Origin of the sequence: Tsuneonella amylolytica (genome assembly GCF_003626915.1) — a bacterium.
In the GTDB taxonomy this organism is placed as follows: Bacteria; Pseudomonadota; Alphaproteobacteria; order Sphingomonadales; family Sphingomonadaceae; genus Tsuneonella; species Tsuneonella amylolytica.
Genome location: NZ_CP032570.1, coordinates 644,110 through 661,231, shown reverse-complemented (window position 1 = coordinate 661,231; position 17,122 = coordinate 644,110). Strand labels below are relative to the sequence as shown.

Annotated in this window: 19 protein-coding genes; 10 read left to right on the top strand and 9 right to left on the bottom strand. The window is 68.7% G+C overall.

Annotated features, from left to right (window positions below; all coding sequences use genetic code 11):
- The first annotated feature begins 9 nt into the window (after positions 1-9).
- Positions 10-471: a hypothetical protein gene (locus D4766_RS03380; protein WP_120718028.1), complete on the top strand. Its 462-nt coding sequence runs from the start codon at positions 10-12 to the stop codon at positions 469-471.
- Here D4766_RS03380 and D4766_RS03375 read toward each other — a convergent pair.
- Positions 468-1,616, bottom strand: coding sequence for a glycosyltransferase family 4 protein (locus tag D4766_RS03375; protein WP_120716180.1), 1,149 nt, complete (start codon positions 1,614-1,616; stop codon positions 468-470). The genes D4766_RS03380 and D4766_RS03375 overlap by 4 nt on opposite strands.
- 173 nt (positions 1,617-1,789) lie before the next feature.
- On the opposite strand from D4766_RS03375, the gene D4766_RS03370 reads away from it, so the two are divergent.
- From D4766_RS03370 to D4766_RS03360, 3 genes are all read left to right on the top strand, one after another.
- Entirely contained in the window at positions 1,790-2,980 is a 1,191-nt protein-coding gene (locus D4766_RS03370; RefSeq protein ID WP_120716179.1) for a phosphoserine transaminase, read from the top strand.
- 86 nt (positions 2,981-3,066) lie between these two features.
- On the top strand, positions 3,067-4,650 hold the full coding sequence (serA, locus tag D4766_RS03365; RefSeq protein WP_120716178.1) for a phosphoglycerate dehydrogenase: 1,584 nt from the start codon (positions 3,067-3,069) through the stop codon (positions 4,648-4,650).
- A gap of 19 nt (positions 4,651-4,669) precedes the next feature.
- The gene (locus D4766_RS03360) at positions 4,670-5,794 is read left to right on the top strand and encodes an ATP phosphoribosyltransferase regulatory subunit (protein WP_120716177.1); all 1,125 of its coding nucleotides are present in this window, start codon (positions 4,670-4,672) and stop codon (positions 5,792-5,794) included.
- Here D4766_RS03360 and D4766_RS03355 read toward each other — a convergent pair.
- Complete coding sequence (locus D4766_RS03355) at positions 5,791-6,774, bottom strand: TauD/TfdA family dioxygenase (protein ID WP_120716176.1); 984 nt, start codon at positions 6,772-6,774, stop codon at positions 5,791-5,793. The two genes, D4766_RS03360 and D4766_RS03355, sit on opposite strands and share 4 nt — an antisense overlap.
- Positions 6,775-6,824: 50 nt before the next feature.
- On the opposite strand from D4766_RS03355, the gene D4766_RS03350 reads away from it, so the two are divergent.
- Positions 6,825-7,790 (top strand): hypothetical protein, encoded by a 966-nt coding sequence (locus tag D4766_RS03350; RefSeq protein WP_120716175.1) that lies wholly within the window; start codon positions 6,825-6,827, stop codon positions 7,788-7,790.
- On the opposite strand, the gene D4766_RS03345 is transcribed toward D4766_RS03350, so the two are convergent.
- Both D4766_RS03345 and D4766_RS03340 read right to left on the bottom strand, forming a co-directional pair.
- The gene (locus D4766_RS03345) at positions 7,787-8,863 is read right to left on the bottom strand and encodes a DUF5694 domain-containing protein (protein WP_120716174.1); all 1,077 of its coding nucleotides are present in this window, start codon (positions 8,861-8,863) and stop codon (positions 7,787-7,789) included. The genes D4766_RS03350 and D4766_RS03345 overlap by 4 nt on opposite strands.
- A gap of 48 nt (positions 8,864-8,911) precedes the next feature.
- Positions 8,912-9,727 carry an aldo/keto reductase gene (locus tag D4766_RS03340; protein ID WP_120716173.1) on the bottom strand — a complete coding sequence of 272 codons (816 nt, stop codon included), beginning with the start codon at positions 9,725-9,727 and terminating at the stop codon, positions 8,912-8,914.
- Between the two features lie 137 nt (positions 9,728-9,864).
- Here D4766_RS03340 and D4766_RS03335 point away from each other — a divergent pair, with 137 nt between their 5' ends.
- A complete protein-coding gene (locus D4766_RS03335) occupies positions 9,865-11,154 on the top strand; it encodes an adenylosuccinate synthase (protein WP_120716172.1) in 1,290 nt (429 codons plus the stop codon).
- A 182-nt stretch (positions 11,155-11,336) separates the two neighbouring features.
- On the opposite strand, the gene D4766_RS13990 is transcribed toward D4766_RS03335, so the two are convergent.
- Positions 11,337-11,903, bottom strand: coding sequence for a hypothetical protein (locus tag D4766_RS13990; RefSeq protein WP_234024877.1), 567 nt, complete (start codon positions 11,901-11,903; stop codon positions 11,337-11,339).
- 42 nt (positions 11,904-11,945) lie between these two features.
- Between D4766_RS13990 and D4766_RS13985 the strand changes: the two genes are divergently transcribed.
- From D4766_RS13985 to D4766_RS03315, 4 genes are all read left to right on the top strand, one after another.
- The gene (locus D4766_RS13985; RefSeq protein ID WP_234024876.1) at positions 11,946-12,275 is read left to right on the top strand and encodes a helix-turn-helix domain-containing protein; all 330 of its coding nucleotides are present in this window, start codon (positions 11,946-11,948) and stop codon (positions 12,273-12,275) included.
- A 72-nt stretch (positions 12,276-12,347) separates the two neighbouring features.
- The gene (locus D4766_RS13980; protein ID WP_234024875.1) at positions 12,348-12,677 is read left to right on the top strand and encodes a hypothetical protein; all 330 of its coding nucleotides are present in this window, start codon (positions 12,348-12,350) and stop codon (positions 12,675-12,677) included.
- 95 nt (positions 12,678-12,772) lie between these two features.
- Entirely contained in the window at positions 12,773-13,183 is a 411-nt protein-coding gene (locus D4766_RS03320; protein ID WP_267896439.1) for a response regulator, read from the top strand.
- Positions 13,184-13,274: 91 nt separating this feature from the next.
- Positions 13,275-13,811: a hypothetical protein gene (locus tag D4766_RS03315; RefSeq protein ID WP_120716170.1), complete on the top strand. Its 537-nt coding sequence runs from the start codon at positions 13,275-13,277 to the stop codon at positions 13,809-13,811.
- A gap of 28 nt (positions 13,812-13,839) precedes the next feature.
- On the opposite strand, the gene D4766_RS03310 is transcribed toward D4766_RS03315, so the two are convergent.
- The 4 genes from D4766_RS03310 to argH all read right to left on the bottom strand — a co-directional run bounded on the left by D4766_RS03310 (position 13,840) and on the right by argH (position 17,118).
- Positions 13,840-14,079 carry a hypothetical protein gene (locus D4766_RS03310; RefSeq protein WP_120716169.1) on the bottom strand — a complete coding sequence of 80 codons (240 nt, stop codon included), beginning with the start codon at positions 14,077-14,079 and terminating at the stop codon, positions 13,840-13,842.
- A 65-nt stretch (positions 14,080-14,144) separates the two neighbouring features.
- The gene (gene lysA, locus D4766_RS03305) at positions 14,145-15,404 is read right to left on the bottom strand and encodes a diaminopimelate decarboxylase (RefSeq protein ID WP_120716168.1); all 1,260 of its coding nucleotides are present in this window, start codon (positions 15,402-15,404) and stop codon (positions 14,145-14,147) included.
- Between the two features lie 89 nt (positions 15,405-15,493).
- The gene (locus D4766_RS03300; RefSeq protein WP_120716167.1) at positions 15,494-15,742 is read right to left on the bottom strand and encodes a hypothetical protein; all 249 of its coding nucleotides are present in this window, start codon (positions 15,740-15,742) and stop codon (positions 15,494-15,496) included.
- Entirely contained in the window at positions 15,739-17,118 is a 1,380-nt protein-coding gene (gene argH, locus D4766_RS03295; protein ID WP_120716166.1) for an argininosuccinate lyase, read from the bottom strand. Before argH ends, D4766_RS03300 begins: the two co-directional genes overlap by 4 nt.
- Positions 17,119-17,122: the final 4 nt, after the last annotated feature.

Below are 17,122 nucleotides of genomic sequence, written 5' to 3'. Positions count from 1 at the left end.
GATCGGACGATGGAGGCAGCCGCGGAAAGAACGAGTGCGCCGTGGCACCTGTGGGTGGTCGGCGTGCTATCGCTGCTGTGGAACGGGTTCGGTGCCTACGATTACCTCATGTCCAAGCTGCAGAACCGCGAATACCTCGAAGGGGCGTTCGCTCCCGCCGGGGTAAGCGTGGACGCTGGGATAGCCTATATGGACGCGATGCCGCTGTGGGCGAACCTTGCCTGGGGGTTCGGCGTGTGGGGCGCGGTGGCCGGGTCGATCCTGCTGCTGCTTCGCAGCCGGTACGCGATGCATGCATTCGTCGTGTCGTTGGCGGGGCTGGTGCTTGGCGCGATCCGCCAGACGACGAGTCCAATGCCGGGCATGACGGACAGCGCGGTGCCGATGGCCTTCACGGCTGTCATCACGATCTTCACGCTGCTGCTGATCTGGTACGCCCGGCGCCAGACGGCTACGGGGGTGCTGCGCTAGCCCTTGCGCGCGTCCAGCAGCCGCAGATAGGTTTCCGCCATCGAGCGGTTGATCGCGTCCCAGGTGAATTCCTTGCTCCGCGCCTCGCCCGCCGCGCCGTGCCCGGTGCGTAGCGCGGGATCCTGGATGTAGCGTTGGATCGCATCGGCGAAGGCCGGGATGTCGCCCGGATCGACCAGCGTGCCGGTGACCCCGTCCTTCACCAGCGTCGTCGATCCGGTGGCGCGGGCGGCGACGACCGGCACGCCGCAGGCCATCGCCTCCAGCGTGACGTTGCCGAACGTCTCGGTGATAGAGGGATTGAAGAACACGTCCATGCCTGCGACCCAATGGCCCAGTTCCGCGCCCGACTGGTAGCCGGCGAAGCGCGCTTCGGGCACGTTGTCCTCGAACCAGCCGCGCGCTGGCCCGTCGCCCAGGACCAACACCTTGTGCGGTACGCCTCGCCGGGTCAGCTCGCGCATGGTATCGGCGAACTCGGGCAGGCCCTTTTCCATCACCACCCGGCCGAGGAAGCCGATGGCGACCTCGTCGTCGGCGATGCCGATGGCACGGCGGCGTTCGAGGTCGCGCGCGCCGAAATGGAAGATCGTCCGCTCGACCCCGCGCGACCAGATGCCGATGTCGGTGTGCATCCGCTGCTGTTTCAGCACGTCGACCATTCCGTCGGACGGCGCGACGAGCGCATCGCAGTTGCGATAGAGCGCGCGCAGCCAGGCCTCCACCAGCGGCTGGGTGAAGCCGAGGTGATAGTACTGGGGATACGTCTCGAAGCGGGTGTGCACGCTGCCGAGCACCGGCACGCCGTGCGCGCGGGCCCACTTCGCCGCCTGCCGGCTGGCGCGGTCGGGCGCTGCGACGTGGACGATGTTGGGGCGGAATGCCTCGAACTTCTCGCGCGCTTCGCCGACGAGGCCCAGCGGCACGCGGTATTCGCTGCGCCCGGGAATGGGGAACGAGGGTACCGAGATCAGTTCGCCGGCGTGGTCGACCTGCGGATCGGCGATCGTCGGCGCGAAGATGCGCACCGCCGCGCCGTGGTCGAGCAGGTAGGCGACCAGCCGGTTCAGCGCCTGCGTCGGTCCGTCGCGCACCATGTTGTAGTTGCCGGTGACGATCGCCACGCGGAGCTGCGAGAGGTCCATGGCCGGGGCCATAGGTGCCGTCCCGTCATTTGGCGAGAGGGGAACCGTCGGCGCGCGCGGGCGGTTCACCGTATAGATTCCCCGCACGCTTGACTCGGCCGTTCGCACCCTTAGTGCGGCCGGCGGGCCACGCGGTCCCAACGCCGCGCGTGCTCTCTGGAAGGAGAGAAGACATGACTGCCGAACCAAACGGGCGCGCACCTGCGCGGCCGACAGAACCGTCGCTCAAGCCCGAGCGCCCCTTCTTTTCCTCGGGCCCGACCGCCAAGCATCCCGGCTGGGCGCTGTCCAATCTCAAGACCGAATCGCTCGGCCGCTCGCACCGGTCGGCCCTGGGCAAGAGCCGCCTCAAGTACGCGATCGACCTGTCGCGCGAACTGCTCGGCGTGCCCGACGACTACCTCGTGGGCATCATGCCGGCGTCGGACACCGGCGCGCTCGAATGCGCGATGTGGACGATGCTCGGGCCCGATCGCCCGGTGACCGTCGCGGCGTGGGAAAGCTTCGGCAACGTCTGGATCCAGGACGCGGCCAAGCAGCTGAAGCTCCCGCAGCTCACCACGCTCGACGCCGATTACGGCAGGATTCCCGATCTCGCCTCGATCCCGCAGGACAACGACGTCGTGTTCACCTGGAACGGGACGACGTCGGGCGCGAAGATTCCTAATACCGACTGGCTCGCCGAAGAGCGCGCGGGCGTTACGATCAACGATGCCACCAGCGCCGTCTTCGCGATGGAGATGGACTGGGCCAGGCTCGATGCCACGACCTATAGCTGGCAGAAGGTGATGGGGTCCGAAGCCCAGCACGGCATGCTGATCCTCAGCCCCAAGGCGGTAGAACGGATCGAGAGCTACGACCCGGCGTGGCCGCTGCCCAAGCTCTTCCGCCTCAAGAAGGGCGGCAAGATCAACGAAGGCATCTTCCGCGGCGAGACGATCAACACACCCTCGATGCTCGCGACCGAGGACTACATCGACGCGCTCGAGTGGGCGCAGTCCATCGGCGGGCGCGAGGCGCTGTTCGAGCGGGCGAACGCCAACGCGAAGATCGTCACCGACTGGATCGAGGCCACCCCGTGGCTGCGCAACATGGTGCCCGACCCGGCCCAGCGCACGAACACAGGCGTATGCTTCGTCTTCCAGGGCGATTGGTACGAAAGCCTCTCGCCCGAGGCGCAGGCCGACGTGCCGAAGAAGATCGCCAAGAAGCTGGAAGAATTGGGCGTCGGCTACGACTTCAACGGCTACCGCGACGCACCGCCGTCCCTGCGCATCTGGTGCGGCGGCACCGTCGAGCAGGAAGACCTGAAGCGCCTGCTGCCGTGGATCGAGTGGGCCTTCGAAGGCCTGCAGTCGAACTGACCTCGCGCGTCCCGGCATAGCCCGGGACCGCTTTCGTGTTCCAGTCTTATCGGTCCGCGCACGTTCCGGGCCGACGGAGAAATTCCATGACCAAGCCCAAAGTCCTGATCTCGGACAAGATGGACCCCAATGCCGCCAAGATCTTCGAGGAGCGCGGCTGCGACGTCGACGTCATCACCGGCGAGACCCCCGAACAACTGATCGCCCGCATCGGCGAGTACGACGGCCTCGCGATCCGTTCGTCCACCAAGGTCACGCCCGAAATCCTCGACGCCGCGACCAATCTCAAAGTCATCGGCCGCGCCGGCATTGGGGTCGATAACGTCGACATCCCCTACGCCAGCGGCAAGGGCGTGGTGGTGATGAACACCCCGTTCGGCAACTCGATCACGACCGCCGAACACGCCATCGCGCTGATGTTCGCGCTCGCCCGCCAAATCCCGGAAGCCAACGAACGCACGCAGGAAGGCGAATGGCCGAAGAACGCCTTCATGGGCGTCGAGGTCACGGGCAAGACGCTCGGCCTCATCGGCGCGGGCAACATCGGCTCGATCGTCGCCAGCCGCGCGCTGGGCCTGCGCATGAAGGTCATCGCCTTCGACCCCTTCCTGACCGAGGAACGCGCGGTGGAACTGGGCGTGGAGAAGGTCGATCTCGACGCGCTGCTGGCGCGGGCGGACTTCATCACGCTGCACACGCCGCTGACCGACCAAACGCGCAACATCCTGTCGGCGGAAAACCTCGCCAAGACCAAGAAGGGCGTCCGCATCGTCAACTGCGCGCGCGGCGGGCTGATCGACGAGGCGGCGCTGAAGGAAGGGCTCGAAAGCGGCCACATCGCGGGCGCCGCGCTCGACGTGTTCGCCACCGAACCGGCGAAGGAATCGCCGCTGTTCGGCACCAAGAACTTCATCTGCACTCCGCACCTCGGCGCCTCGACCACCGAAGCGCAGGTCAACGTCGCGCTGCAGGTTGCCGAGCAGATGGCCGACTACCTCGTCAACGGCGGGGTGACGAACGCGCTCAACATGCCGTCGCTTTCGGCCGAGGAAGCGCCAAAGCTGCGCCCCTACATGAAGCTCGCCGAAAACCTCGGCAGCCTCGTCGGCCAGCTCGCCCACGGCAACCTCACCCGCATCAGCATCGAGCGCGAGGGCGCCGCCGCCGAACTCGCAGGCAAACCGCTCGAAGCCGCGGTACTGGCCGGGTTCATGCGCCGCTGGTCCGACAGCGTGAACATGGTCAACGCGCCCTACCTCGCGAAGGAGAGGGGCATGGACGTGCGCTCGATCCGGCACGAGCGGGAAGGGGCCTACAACACGCTGCTGCGGGTGACCGTGGGAACCGAACAGGGCGACCGCTCGGTCGCCGGCACGCTGTTCGGCAGCAATGCACCGCGTCTCGTCGAAATCTTCGGCGTGGGCGTGGAGGCGGAGCTTGCCGGCCACATGATGTACATCGTCAACGAGGACGCGCCCGGCTTCATCGGCCGCATCGGTACGCTACTGGGGGCGAACGGCATCAACATCGGCACCTTCCATCTCGGCCGGCGCGATGCGGGCGGGGAAGCGGTGCTGCTGCTCAGCGTCGATCAGCCAATTACCGGCGACGTCATCAGGCAGGCCTGCGCGCTGGAAGGTGTGAAGACGGTGATGGCGCTGGAATTCTGACGCCGCTAGGGCGCCCGGCATGACCGACCCGACCGCCGACTTGCTCCCCCAAGGCCTGGAAGACCGCCTGCCCGCCTCCGCCCGCGCGCTCACCGCGGCGCGGCGGGCGGTGCTCGATACCATGGACGGCTGGGGCTACGACCGGGTGATACCGCCGCTGGTCGAATTCGAGGCGTCGATGGCGCAGCGGATGGGCGACGGGCGGGCGAGCGGCGCGGCAACGCGGCGGATGTTCCGCTTCACCGATCCCGCGTCGCTGCGCACGCTGGCCCTGCGCAGCGACATGACCGCGCAGGTGGGGCGCATCGCTGCGACCAGCCTGGCCCACGCGCCACGGCCCCTGCGCCTGTGCTACGCTGGGGAGACGGCCACGATCGCGAGCGACCAGCTCGACCCCGCCCGCCAGCGCCTGCAACTGGGCGCGGAACTCGTCGGCAGCGACGGCGTGGCGGCGGCGGCGGAAATGGTGGGCCTCGCGGTCGAGGCGCTGGGCGCGGCCGGCGCACGCGGCGTGTCCGTCGATTTCACCTTGCCCGATCTCGTCGATACCCTGGCCGCCGAGGCATTCCCGCTGGCGCCCGAACGCATCGACGCCGTGCGCCGCGAGCTCGATTCCAAGGACGCGGGCGCCCTGCGCGATGTCGGCGGGAAAGCATACCTGCCGCTGCTGTACGCCGCGGGCCCGTTCGACGAGGCGGTCGAGCGGCTCGCCGCGATCGACGCGGGCGGCGCGCTGGCCAGCCGGATCGCGGGCCTGCGCGAGATCGCGGCGAAGGCGGGTGGCAAGGCGCGCCTGACACTCGATCCCACCGAACGCCACGGCTTCGAATACCAGAGCTGGTTCGGCTTTACCCTTTATGCCGAAGGGGTGCGCGGCACGCTCGGGCGCGGCGGGACCTACCGCATCGGCGGCAGCGACGAGGCGGCAACCGGCTTCACGCTCTACATCGACCCGCTGGTCGACGCGCTCGGCGCGGCGCCCGCAGGCGATCTACTCTATCTGCCACTGGGTCACGATACCGAAACCGGCGCCCGCATGCGCGCGGTCGGCTGGCGCACGCTCGCTGCGCTCGGCGATGGCGAGGATCCGGTGTTGCTCGGCTGCACCCACCGCCTCGATGGCGGCGAGGCGCGCCCGCTCTAGCCCTGCGCCATGCGGCTGGGGTGCCACGGCGCCATCGGCGGCACGAAGCTGCGCTGCCGCCAGACCGGATCGGCCGGCTCTTCGGGGTTCGGCACCGCGAAGCGCAAGTAGCCGAACAGCGTCGCGATAAGCCGGCTCGCCGGGTTCGCGATTGCCGTGCGCCCGTGCATGAAGCGCGTGTTGTCGAGCATCAGCAGGTCGCCCTGCCGCCAGTCCACCCGCGCCGACAGCCGATCGCCCGCGGTCTTCGCCGCCTGCAACCACGCCTCGGGCACCGGTCGCATGTCGTCGAGCAAGGGGAAGTTCGGCATCCCGTTGGTGAACCGGGCGAACAGCAGGAAGTTGCCGAACGCCGGATCGTCGCCGAACATCGGCTTGTGCAGCGCCGGGCGCGAGAAATAGCGGAACAGCCCGCCCGATCCGTCGCAGGCGAAGCGATAGGGGCAGGTCGGCGGCGGGTCCGCAAGAAGCGCCGCGTCAGGATTGGCAGTGCCCAGCCAGTGTTCGAGGAATTCGGGCCAGACCCGCCCCGGATAGACCAGTCGCCGGCCGGCGAACCCGTCGCGCACCGCGGACGGCAACGCGCGCACGAGTTCGATACCGTCGCACACTGTCGTCGCCCCTTCGCCCTCGGGCGGCGACAGGCAGAGGAAGAACGCGACGTCGGGCTTCCACGGTTCGCGCGACAGTTCGGGGTGCAGCGCGAATTCCTGGTTGCCGTGGTTGACCGAATAGATTTGCGCGTCCGGATCGATCGAGGACCGCCCGGGAGAATCGTTCACCACCGTCGTGCTGCAGAACCGCGCCGCGAAATCGCGCAAGGCGGGCGTGTCGCAGCCGAAACCGGAAAACAGCAGCGCGCCGTGTTGCTTGTAGAGTTCGACCACCGGCTCGAACGGCAGCCGGTCGAGGCGTTCGCCGGGCTCTGGCTCGATGATGGCGAACGGACGACCGGGGGCGGGGGCAGCGACGCGGGGCATGGGCGGCGCTGCAATAGCGGGGTGGGCAGGTGCGCGCTATAGGCCGCGCGATGACCGTCACGCTCAACGACCTGTACGATAACCCGGACCACTATCTTCATTCGTTCGACGGCGAGTACGCGGTCTTCGTGCCGATGGACCGCGACGCCTACGCCCGGTCGATCTTTCTCGACCGCCGTATCCAGCTCGCCCGGCCCGGCGCGATCCGCGCACCGATCGAGCCCCTGCTTCGCGGTCGGCCGCCGATGCATGGCGGACGCTGGATTTTCCACGTTGCGCACTGCGGTTCCACGCTTCTCGCCAATGCGCTGGAGCAACTTGGCGACTTTACCGTTCTGCGCGAACCCGCCGCGCTGCGGCAGGTCGCGGTGTCGCGCGCCGGTGCGCTTCTGCCGCTGGTCCTGTCGGCCATGGCGAAACGCTATCCGGGGGCCGGGCCGACGCTGGTGAAGGCCAACGTGCCGGTGAACTTCATTCTGGAGGACATCGCGGCGCTGAAGCCCGCGGACCAGGCGATCCTCCTCTACCACGACCTGCCGGCCTACGTGGCGGCGGTGCTGCGCAGCGACGGCCATCGCGGCTGGCTGCGGGCGGTGACGAGCGAACTGGCATGGGCGCTCGGCGATCTGACCGGCGCAACCGATGCCGAGCGCGCCGGGGCGCTGTGGGCGGGGCAGATCGCCAGCTTCGCCCGGTTCGCCGATGGCCGGGCCGACGTGCGCGCTCTCGACGCGGACGCGTTCTACGCCGATCCGGCAGCCACTCTGCGCGCGGCGGCGGCGCTGTTCGGCATGACGCCGGGGGAGGGGACGATCGAGGAGATCGTCGCCGGTCCCCTCTTCACGACCTACAGCAAGAAACCCGGCGAACCCTTCGACAACGCCCGCCGCCTTGCCCGGCGCCACGAGAGCGAAGCGGCGCTGCGGCCGGAGATCGATGCCGCGATGGAGTGGATCCTCCGCGAAAGATTCGCCGCCGCCGACGACCGCGCGGTGTTGGTCGCATCCGCGCTCTAGTCGGCGAGCACCGCGGCCGGATCGGCCAGTTCGACGTCGCTCGTCATGCCGAGATAGCGGTCGTAGTACCCCACGTGGCTCGACCCCACGATGGCGAGCGTCCTGCGACCGGGGCCGATGACCTCGCGCAGGTTCGCCACCATCCGCAGGTTGCGCGTCTCCCAATAGGCGAGGTACTTGCGCCCCGTGTTCCCCGGCAGGGTGGAGCCGGCGGCGGGGCCGAAGTCGCTGCGCATGACGGCCTCGGCGGGGAGCGGGCTATTCATGGTGCGGTACCAGTCGAGGACCGACAGGTCGCCCGACAGCAGGCGTTCGCGCATTGCCTCTTCGGCGGCCCTGCGTTCGAGACCGGCGGGCAGGCTCCAGATCGCGGTCATTTCCGTGCCGAACACCGCGTCGTCGACAGGTCCGGTGGCGCGGTTGCCGGTGTGGTCGTCGACCGGCCAGACCCGCTCGTGGCCAAGACGGGCGGCAAGGCGCGCGGCGATGAGGACGCTTTCGTTGAGCCGCCCGATCCGCTTGGCGAGGCCGCCGGCCAGTTCGTCGGTCAGACCGTCGCCGCTGCGGCGCTCGGTGTCGGGCAACCGCAACCACTGGACGAGCGCGGACTGCGGTTCGCCCACCGCGAGGAACAGCGCGGCGAGGCGGCGGCGCACCGCGGGCGGACGATCGGCGGACGGAGCCGCGAGGGTCGCCTCGATCTCGCCTTCCGCGCCGGCACCGTCGAGGCCGACCGAAGCGCGTGCCGCCGAGGGGTCGAGGCAGTAATTTTTGTACTCGGTCGGGTACGCGAAGGGCCGGGCCTTGATGTAGTCGCACTGCGCGCCCGACAATTGCTCGACTGCGATCGCCTCGGGTTTCCAGGCGGCGAGCCGGTCCATCAGCGGATCGAACCGCGTCGTGTCGAAATCCTTCGGCAAGGCCGACAGGTGCGCCGTACCGAGCACAAGTACCGGCGTGCGGTCGCCGCGCTCCTGCGCCATGGCATCGACGATGGCGACAGGGTCGGGAGCGGGAGCGGGAGCAGGCGGGGCGGCGGTGGCGGCAGCGGCCGCGAGTATCAGCGAGAGCATGACCGCCCGGTGTCATGCTCCGCTAACACATTCAACGGATTCGCTCGATCAGCCGAATTTGGCGGGATCGGGTCCGATCCGGCCGCCCTCGTCGTCGAGCGCATCGATCCGGCTCATCTGTTCGTCCGACAGCTCGAACGACAGCGCGGCGAAGTTCGCCTCGATATGCTTGCGGCTGCTCGCCTTGGGGATCGGGCACAGGCCGTGCTGGATGTGCCAGCGCAGGATCACCGCGCTCGCCGGCTGGCCGGTTTCCTCGGCCACCTGGCGGATCGCGTCGGCATCCATGCCCGCGCCCTGGCCGAGCGGCGACCACGACTGGGTCACGATGCCCATCTCATCGTGTTTGGCGCGCAGGTCGCATTGCTGGAACGAGGGGTGGAGCTCGATCTGGTTGAGCGCGGGAACTACGCCGGTCTCGTCGACGATCCGGTCGAGGTCCTCGCGCCGGAAGTTGGAAACGCCGATCGACTTCGCCTTGCCGTCGTCGCGCAGCTGGATGAGCGCCTTCCATGTGTCGACGAACAAGTTCTGTTCGGGCGCGGGCCAGTGGATCAGCAGCATATCGACATGCTCCCGCCCGAGACGCGCCAGGCACTTGTCGGCCGCGGCGAGCGTGCGGTCGTATCCCTGGCTCTCGTTCCAGATCTTGGTCTGGACGAACACGTCGGCCCATTCGCCGAGACCTTTCCCCACCCCCGCCTCGTTGCGATAGACTGCGGCGGTATCGAACAGCCAGTAGCCGACGTCGAGCGCGGTCTGGACGATGCCGGGCGCGTCCTCGTCGGGGATCTGGTAGGTGCCAAAGCCGAGCTGGGGAATGCGGCGGCCGTCGTTGAGTTCGAGAACGGGCTGGTCGGTCATGGGGTCTCCTTTGCCCGGTCAATGGGTCGGGGCGGCAATTGTTTCCGACCTTGCACGGCCAATCGCCTTGCCCCCGCGGGCCGGCACGCCTAACCCGCGCCGCGTTTGTGCCGCGGCACGAAGGATAAGCGAGATAAATGGCCAACGTCACCGTGATCGGCGCCCAATGGGGCGACGAAGGCAAGGGCAAGATCGTCGACTGGCTGGCCAGCCGGGCCGACGCCGTCGTCCGCTTTCAGGGCGGCCACAACGCCGGCCACACGCTGGTGGTGGGCGATACGACCTACAAGCTCAGCCTGCTGCCGAGCGGCATCGTCACCGGCACGCTCAGCATCATCGGCAACGGCGTGGTGCTCGACCCGTGGCACCTCAAGTCCGAGATCGAGAAGCTCGAGGGGCAGGGCGTCGCGATCAACGCCGACAATTTCGCCATCGCCGACAATTGCGCGCTGATCCTGCCGCTGCACCGCGATCTCGACGGATTGCGCGAACAGGCCGCCGGTTCGGGCAAGATCGGCACGACGGGGCGCGGCATTGGCCCGGCGTACGAGGACAAGGTCGGCCGCCGGGCGATCCGGGTGTGCGACCTTGCGCACCTCGATGCTCTCGATCCGCATCTCGATCGCCTCTGCGCCCATCACGACGCGCTGCGCGCCGGTTTCGGCCAGCCGCCGGTGGACCGCGCGGCGCTGGTCGCCGAACTGCGCGAGATCGCGCCCTTCGTGCTGCAATACGCGCAGCCCGTGTGGAAGCGGCTGAAGAAGGTGCGCAAGGCCGGCGCCAGGATCCTGTTCGAAGGCGCGCAGGGCGTGCTGCTCGACGTCGATCACGGGACCTATCCATTCGTCACCAGCAGCAACACCGTCAGCGGCACGGCGGCGGCGGGCAGCGGGCTCGGCCCGTCGAGCACCGGCTTCGTGCTCGGCATCGTCAAGGCCTACACCACCCGCGTCGGCAGCGGGCCGTTCCCGACTGAGCTCGACGACGCCACCGGCCAGAAGCTGGGCGAACGCGGCCACGAATTCGGCACCGTCACCGGGCGCAAGCGGCGCTGCGGCTGGTTCGATGCGGTGCTGGTGCGCCAGTCTTGCGCGATATCGGGCGTCACCGGCATCGCGCTCACCAAGCTCGACGTGCTCGACGGGTTCGACACGGTGAAGATCTGCACCGGCTACCGGCTGCGCGGCAAAATTCTCGACTATTTCCCGTCGCACTCCGCCGACCAGGCCGCGGTCGAACCCATCTACGAGGAGATGGACGGCTGGCACGAGACGACTGCCGGCGCGCGTTCGTGGGCCGACCTGCCGGCGCAGGCGATCAAGTACATCAGCCGGGTGCAGGAACTGATCGAGACGCCCGTCGCGCTCGTCAGCACCAGCCCGGAACGCGAGGACACGATCCTTGTGCGCGATCCGTTCGTCGACTGAGCGGGGGCAAGACAGGGAAGTCACGACTGCACATGGAGGGGACACCGGGTGTGCTTTTGCGCTTACGTGTTTGACATCTTCCGCAACACTTTATTGCCCCGGATGGTTTTTCCCCTGTTCGGATTGATGTATCGAGGTTCTTAGGTATTTATCCCTATATGCCCGACCGCGACTTTACTTATTCATCGGGAGGTGCCCATGGATCGCAGCCCGCGCCCATCTCGATCTTCGCCGACGACCCCGTCGTCCGGCGCGAACTGTCGGACGATGCGGAGCTCGCCGGGTTCTATCCGGTTTCGCAAGGCGGGCTGTCCGATTTGCTCCATGGCCCTCGCGACCCGTTGCACGATCACGTGTTGTTGCACTTCGAAAAGCTGGACGCTTTGGATTGTGCAAGCCTTCTCGACCTCGATACGCGTTTGGCTTCGCAATCGTGCCGTGTCCTTGCCTCCGTCCGGCCGGATGCGCTCGACGATGTCTTCGCCTGCATCGACGATAGCCATCCAGAGATCCTCGTCGCCCCATCGCGCGGCGAACGGCTCGTTGCGCTCGGTCTGCTGATGGCGATGCGCCCCAACAACCGGGTGCGTGATCTGGACGAGGCCGATCGCGAATCGCTGCGTCTTCTCACCCAGCAGGTCGCGCAGATCGCAGCCCAGATCGATCGTCTCGCCGATGGGGACGGGCGCGCCTTCCGTCTGGAATCGCCGGCTGACGGTTTCCGGCGCGAAGATGACGGCGAACGGCAACTGATCCGGCCGCCGCGCCCGCCGCTGCCCGATCCGCGTCTCGTGCGCCTGATCATCCGCCAGCGCCAGCTTCGGGCGCAGTTCCTCGGCGGGGACCTGTTCGCCGATCCGGCGTGGGACATCCTGCTCGACCTCACTGCCGCGCGGGCCGAACACCAGCGCGTGTCGGTCACCTCGCTGTGCATCGCCAGCGGGGTGCCGCCGACCACCGCGCTGCGCTGGATCTCGCAGATGATCGAGGTCGGCCTGCTGGTGCGGGTCGAGGACGACAGCGACCGCCGCCGCGCTTTCATCGAGCTGAGCGACAAGGCGGCCGACGCGATGGCGCGGTATTTCCAGGAGCTTGGCAAGGACGCGAAAGCCCTGGTGTGAGCGCACGCCCGGGCATTGAAGGTTCGGAAACCATTTCGCATTAGGCCCTGTCCCATCGAAGGGACCGGGCGCTTGATCGAAGTCGAAATCCAGAACGAGACGCACCAGACCGAGCACACTATCCGCTTCGCGGCGGTGCCGCGGATCGGGGAGGGGATTCGCCTGCGCGAACCCGACGGTTGCTGGGCGAGCTACGACATCCTCGACCTGTGGTACCAGAAGGCCGAATACGGCGATATCTGGGTGCCCTATCTCCACGTCCGCATGACGCCGAGCGAACAGCAGGCACTCGCGCCCGCCGCCGCCCAGCGTCCGCTCGGGGATACCGAGGTGCAGGAAAGCCGGGTCGGCCACGAACGGCCGGTCTTCGGGGAAGAGGAGTTCGTGCCATACACGGGCTGATCAAGCGATTGAACGTCCCGGCCGGGACGGAGCAGAAACCGGCGGACGGCGCCCCTATCGCGGCCACGTCTGCGTCTGCGCCCGCGCGCGTACCCGTGCCGCCGCCCGTGCCGGATGGTGCGACGCCGGCCGCCCCCGCGCGCCGGACGTGCCTGCTGGTCGACGATTCGCGCATGATCCGCAAGGTGGCCCGGCGCATCGTCGAGAGCGTCGGCTATGCGGTGGTCGAGGCGGAGAACGGCGAGGAGGGCCTTGCCCGGTGCCGCGCCGCGATGCCCGATCTCGTCATCACCGACTGGAACATGCCGGTCATGAGCGGGATCGAATTCGTCACCGCCTTGCGCGCGATCCCCACCCGTACGCCGCCGCGCGTTGTGTTCTGCACGACCAACTCGGGCGCAAAGGACATCCACAAGGGCATCGCCGCCGGGGCCGACGAGTACGTCATCAAGCCGTTCGACGATGCCGCGCTGATCAGCCGCCTCCAGGCCGTCGGCGCGGCCTGACGAGACGGCACCCCTTTCGGTAAGGGGTTGTCGCGCCAGCGGCTTTCCCCGACACGAGAGCGCAGGCGACTTCGCAAGGGATACCGGACACATGCGTCGAATCTTATCGGGCTCGGTTCTGGCGGCGGCTGCGGCCTGCGCATTTTTCGCTCCGGCGACCCACGCCGCGACGAACGCACCGCTGGTGTTCGACTGCGATGCGGCCGCGGGGCGTTCGGCCAGCGTCGGCGTCGGCGGGGGAACCGCGGTCGCGGTGACGACGCGCATCGCCCCGCGCACCCTGCAACGCGGACAGACCCGGCCGACCGCGGGGCTGACGGTATCCTCGGCCGACGGCAGGAATGTAGTCGGAATCCAGATCGTGCAGGCATCGCCCACGGCGCAGACGTTCTCGCTGGCGGTCGTCGGGCGCAATGCGGGTACCCCCTTCCGCACCCCACTCGCCGAATTGCCGCTGGCCGCGCCGGTCGACGTGATCATCCAGCTCGACGCGAGCGGCCGCGGCACGATCCGCATCGGCGCGCAGCAGGCCCCGCTCTCGGTGGCGGACACCGGACCCAAGCGGGTGGAGGCTTTCTGCGGGTCCGGCCAGTTCCGCTTCGACCCGCTGACGGTGCGATCGAACTAGCGCCGGCGTTGCGGCGCAGAAGGCGCGCTCAGCGCAGCTTGCCGCCGGCCCCGGTCCATCTCGCCACCACCTCGATCGTCGGTACATCCTCGCTGCCCGCGAGCGCAGGCGCGTGGTGGATGGCGAGCACGGTTGCGTAGTTCTCGATCCCGTCGCGGCGGGCCATGATCCGGTCGCCGGGGGAGGGCAGCGCGACGAAGGCGAACTCGCCCCAGTCTTCGGATGCACCGCTGCTGCTGCGCATCACGACCAGCCTGCCCGATACCATCCGCTCGCTCCCTTCGGCGGGCAGCCTCGCATCATCGGGCGGCGGGGGCAACCCGCGCGCCGCCCCTACAGCCAGTCGGGGACCCGTTCGGCGTCCATGATAGCGTGGGGGCTGATGCGGTCGGCGACCACCGCCCATTTGTCGCCGTCGACCAGCACTTCGGCCACGAAGCCGCGGCTGTTGTAGCTCGACGCCATCGTCGCGCCGTAGGCCCCGGCGCTGCGGAACACGGCGAGGTCGCCGGGCCCCATCGCGTCGATGTCGCGGTCCATCGCGAAGGTATCGCCGGTTTCGCAGATCGGGCCGACGATATGCGCCGTCATCCGCTCGCCGGTGGGCTCCACCGCGTCGAAATCGTGCCACGCGCCGTACATCGCGGGGCGGGCGAGATCGTTCATCGCGGCATCGACGATCACGAACGGGGGGCCGTTGCCGCTCCGCTTCGCGCGGACGACACGGGTCAGCAGCACCCCGGCATTGGCCGCGATGACCCGCCCGGGCTCGAAACTCAACCGCACGTCCCATCCCGCCGTCACGCGCGCGACCATCGCGCCGTATTCGGCCGGCGAGGGAAACACCTCGCCCTCGCGATACGGCACCCCGAGCCCGCCGCCGAGATCGGCGTGCGTGACCGGGTGCCCGCCGGCGCGCAGGTCCGCGACGAGATCGCCGAGCTTGCCGAACGCGGTCTCCAACGGTTCGAGGTCGGAAAGCTGGCTGCCGATGTGAACCGCCACGCCGCGCATCTCGAGACCAGGTTCTCCCGCCAGCGCGGCGTAGATCGCCGCCGCGCGGTCGAGCGGGACGCCGAACTTGTTCTCGCGCTTGCCGGTCGAGATCTTCTCGTGCGTGCGGGCATCGACGTCGGGATTGACCCGCAAGGCGCACGGCACGCGCACGCCATGCCGCTGGGCGATCATCGACAGCTCGTAGCCTTCTTCCTCACTCTCGATGTTGAACTGGCCGATGCCCGCCTCGATGCCCTGCACCAGCTCGGCATGGGTCTTGCCGACCCCGGAGAAGACGATGTCGGCCGGCGCGATCCCCGCCGCCAGCGCGCGGGTCATCTCGCCCCCGCTCACGACGTCGGCGCCGCAGCCCTCGTTCGCCAGCACCCGCAGCACCGCGAGGTTGGGGTTGGCCTTGACCGCGAAGGCGATGTGCGGATTCTCGAGCGCGGAAAGGCCTTCGCGGAAGGCGCGCACGTGGCGCACCAGCGTGGCGCGCGAATAGACATAGACCGGCGTGCCCGCTGCCTCGGCGATCGCCGGCAGCGGCACGTCCTCGACGTGGAGCACGCCGTCCCTGTATGCGAAATGGTTCATGCCGGGCGGCGCTTAGCGATGCGGGCGCTTCGGGCCAAGCAAGCCTTGCTTCACCCGCCATGCCGCGCGGTTATTCCCGCGGCGACCGGTCACTCGGGCGGGAGGTCGAACGGATCGTCGGTCCGCTCTTCCGACCGCTTGCGCAGTTCGACCGAACGTTCGGGTGCGGCCAGCGGGTCGAGCTTCAGTAGGTCCTCGGCATCGGGCTGCGCCTGCGCGCCATAGGGCGTGGGCGGCAGGGGCTGCCCGGCGACGGGCGCCAGGTCCGCCTTCTGTCCGCACGCGCCGAGGCCGAAGGGAAGCGCGAGGCTGAGGGCAAGGGCGGGAAGAGGTCTCATGCGGTCTCCATACCGAGCGCGTCGCGCGCAGCGGCCACCTGCTCCCTTACCCGCACCGGCGCCGTCCCGCCATAGCTGGCGCGGGAGGCGACCGACGCATCGACCGAGAGCGCGGCAAACACGCGGTCGTCGATCCGCGCATCGATCGCGGAAAGGTCTGCCAGCGAAAGCGCGTCGAGTGCCACGCCACGGCTTTCGGCAAGCTTGACCGCCGCGCCGGTGATGTGATGCGCCTCGCGGAACGGCACGTCGGCTTCGCGCACCAGCCAGTCGGCAAGGTCGGTCGCGGTGGCATAGCCCATCTCGGCCGCCTGCCGCATGCGCTCGGTGCGGAACGTGCTGTCGGCGATCATCCCGGTCATCGCCGCGATGCTGAGGGCGAGGAGCCCGTGCGCCTCGAACACGGGCGGCTTGTCGTCCTGCATGTCCTTCGAATAGGCGAGCGGCAGGCCCTTCATCGTCACCATCAGGCTGGTGAGGCAGCCGACGATCCGCCCCGCATGGCCGCGCACCAGCTCGGCAGCGTCGGGGTTCTTCTTCTGCGGCATGATGCTGCTGCCGGTGGAAAGCGCATCGGGCAGGCGGACGAACCCGAACGGCTGGCTCGCCCACAGGATCAGCTCTTCCGCGAGGCGCGACAGGTGCAGCGCGCATTGTGCGGCGGCCTGCAGGTAATCGAGCGCGAAATCCCGGTCGGACACCGCATCGAGGCTGTTGGCGGTCGGCCGGTCGAAGCCGAGCGCAGCCGCGGTCGCGTCGCGGTCAAGCGGGAAACCGGTGCCCGCAAGCGCCGCCGATCCCAGCGGCGATTCGTTCATCCGTGTGCGCGCATCGGCGAACCGGCTGCGGTCGCGGCGCAGCATCTCGTAATAGGCGAGCAGGTGATGTCCCAGCGTTACGGGCTGCGCGGTCTGGAGGTGGGTGAAACCAGGCATGACCGCATCGGCGTGTTCGCCCGCACGGGTCACGAGCGCGCGCTGGAGCCCGGCCAGCCCTTCGTCCACCGCGTCGATCGCGTCGCGAACCCACAGGCGGAAATCGGTCGCCACCTGGTCGTTGCGGCTGCGCCCGGTGTGGAGCCTGCCCGCGGGCGCTCCGATCAGTTCGGCCAGCCTGCTCTCGGTGACCATGTGGATGTCTTCGAGGTCCCAGTTCTCGGGCACGCCGTTCGCTTCGTACTCGGCCGCCACGCGGTCGAGACCGTCCGCGATCGCGGCGGCATCGACCGCCGAGACGATCCCCTGCGCGCCCAGCATCGCGACATGAGCCTTCGATGCGGCGATGTCCTGCCGCCACAGCGCCTTGTCGAACGGGATCGAGGCGTTGATTTCGCGCATGATCGCGCTAGGCCCCTCGGCGAAGCGCCCGCCCCACATCGCA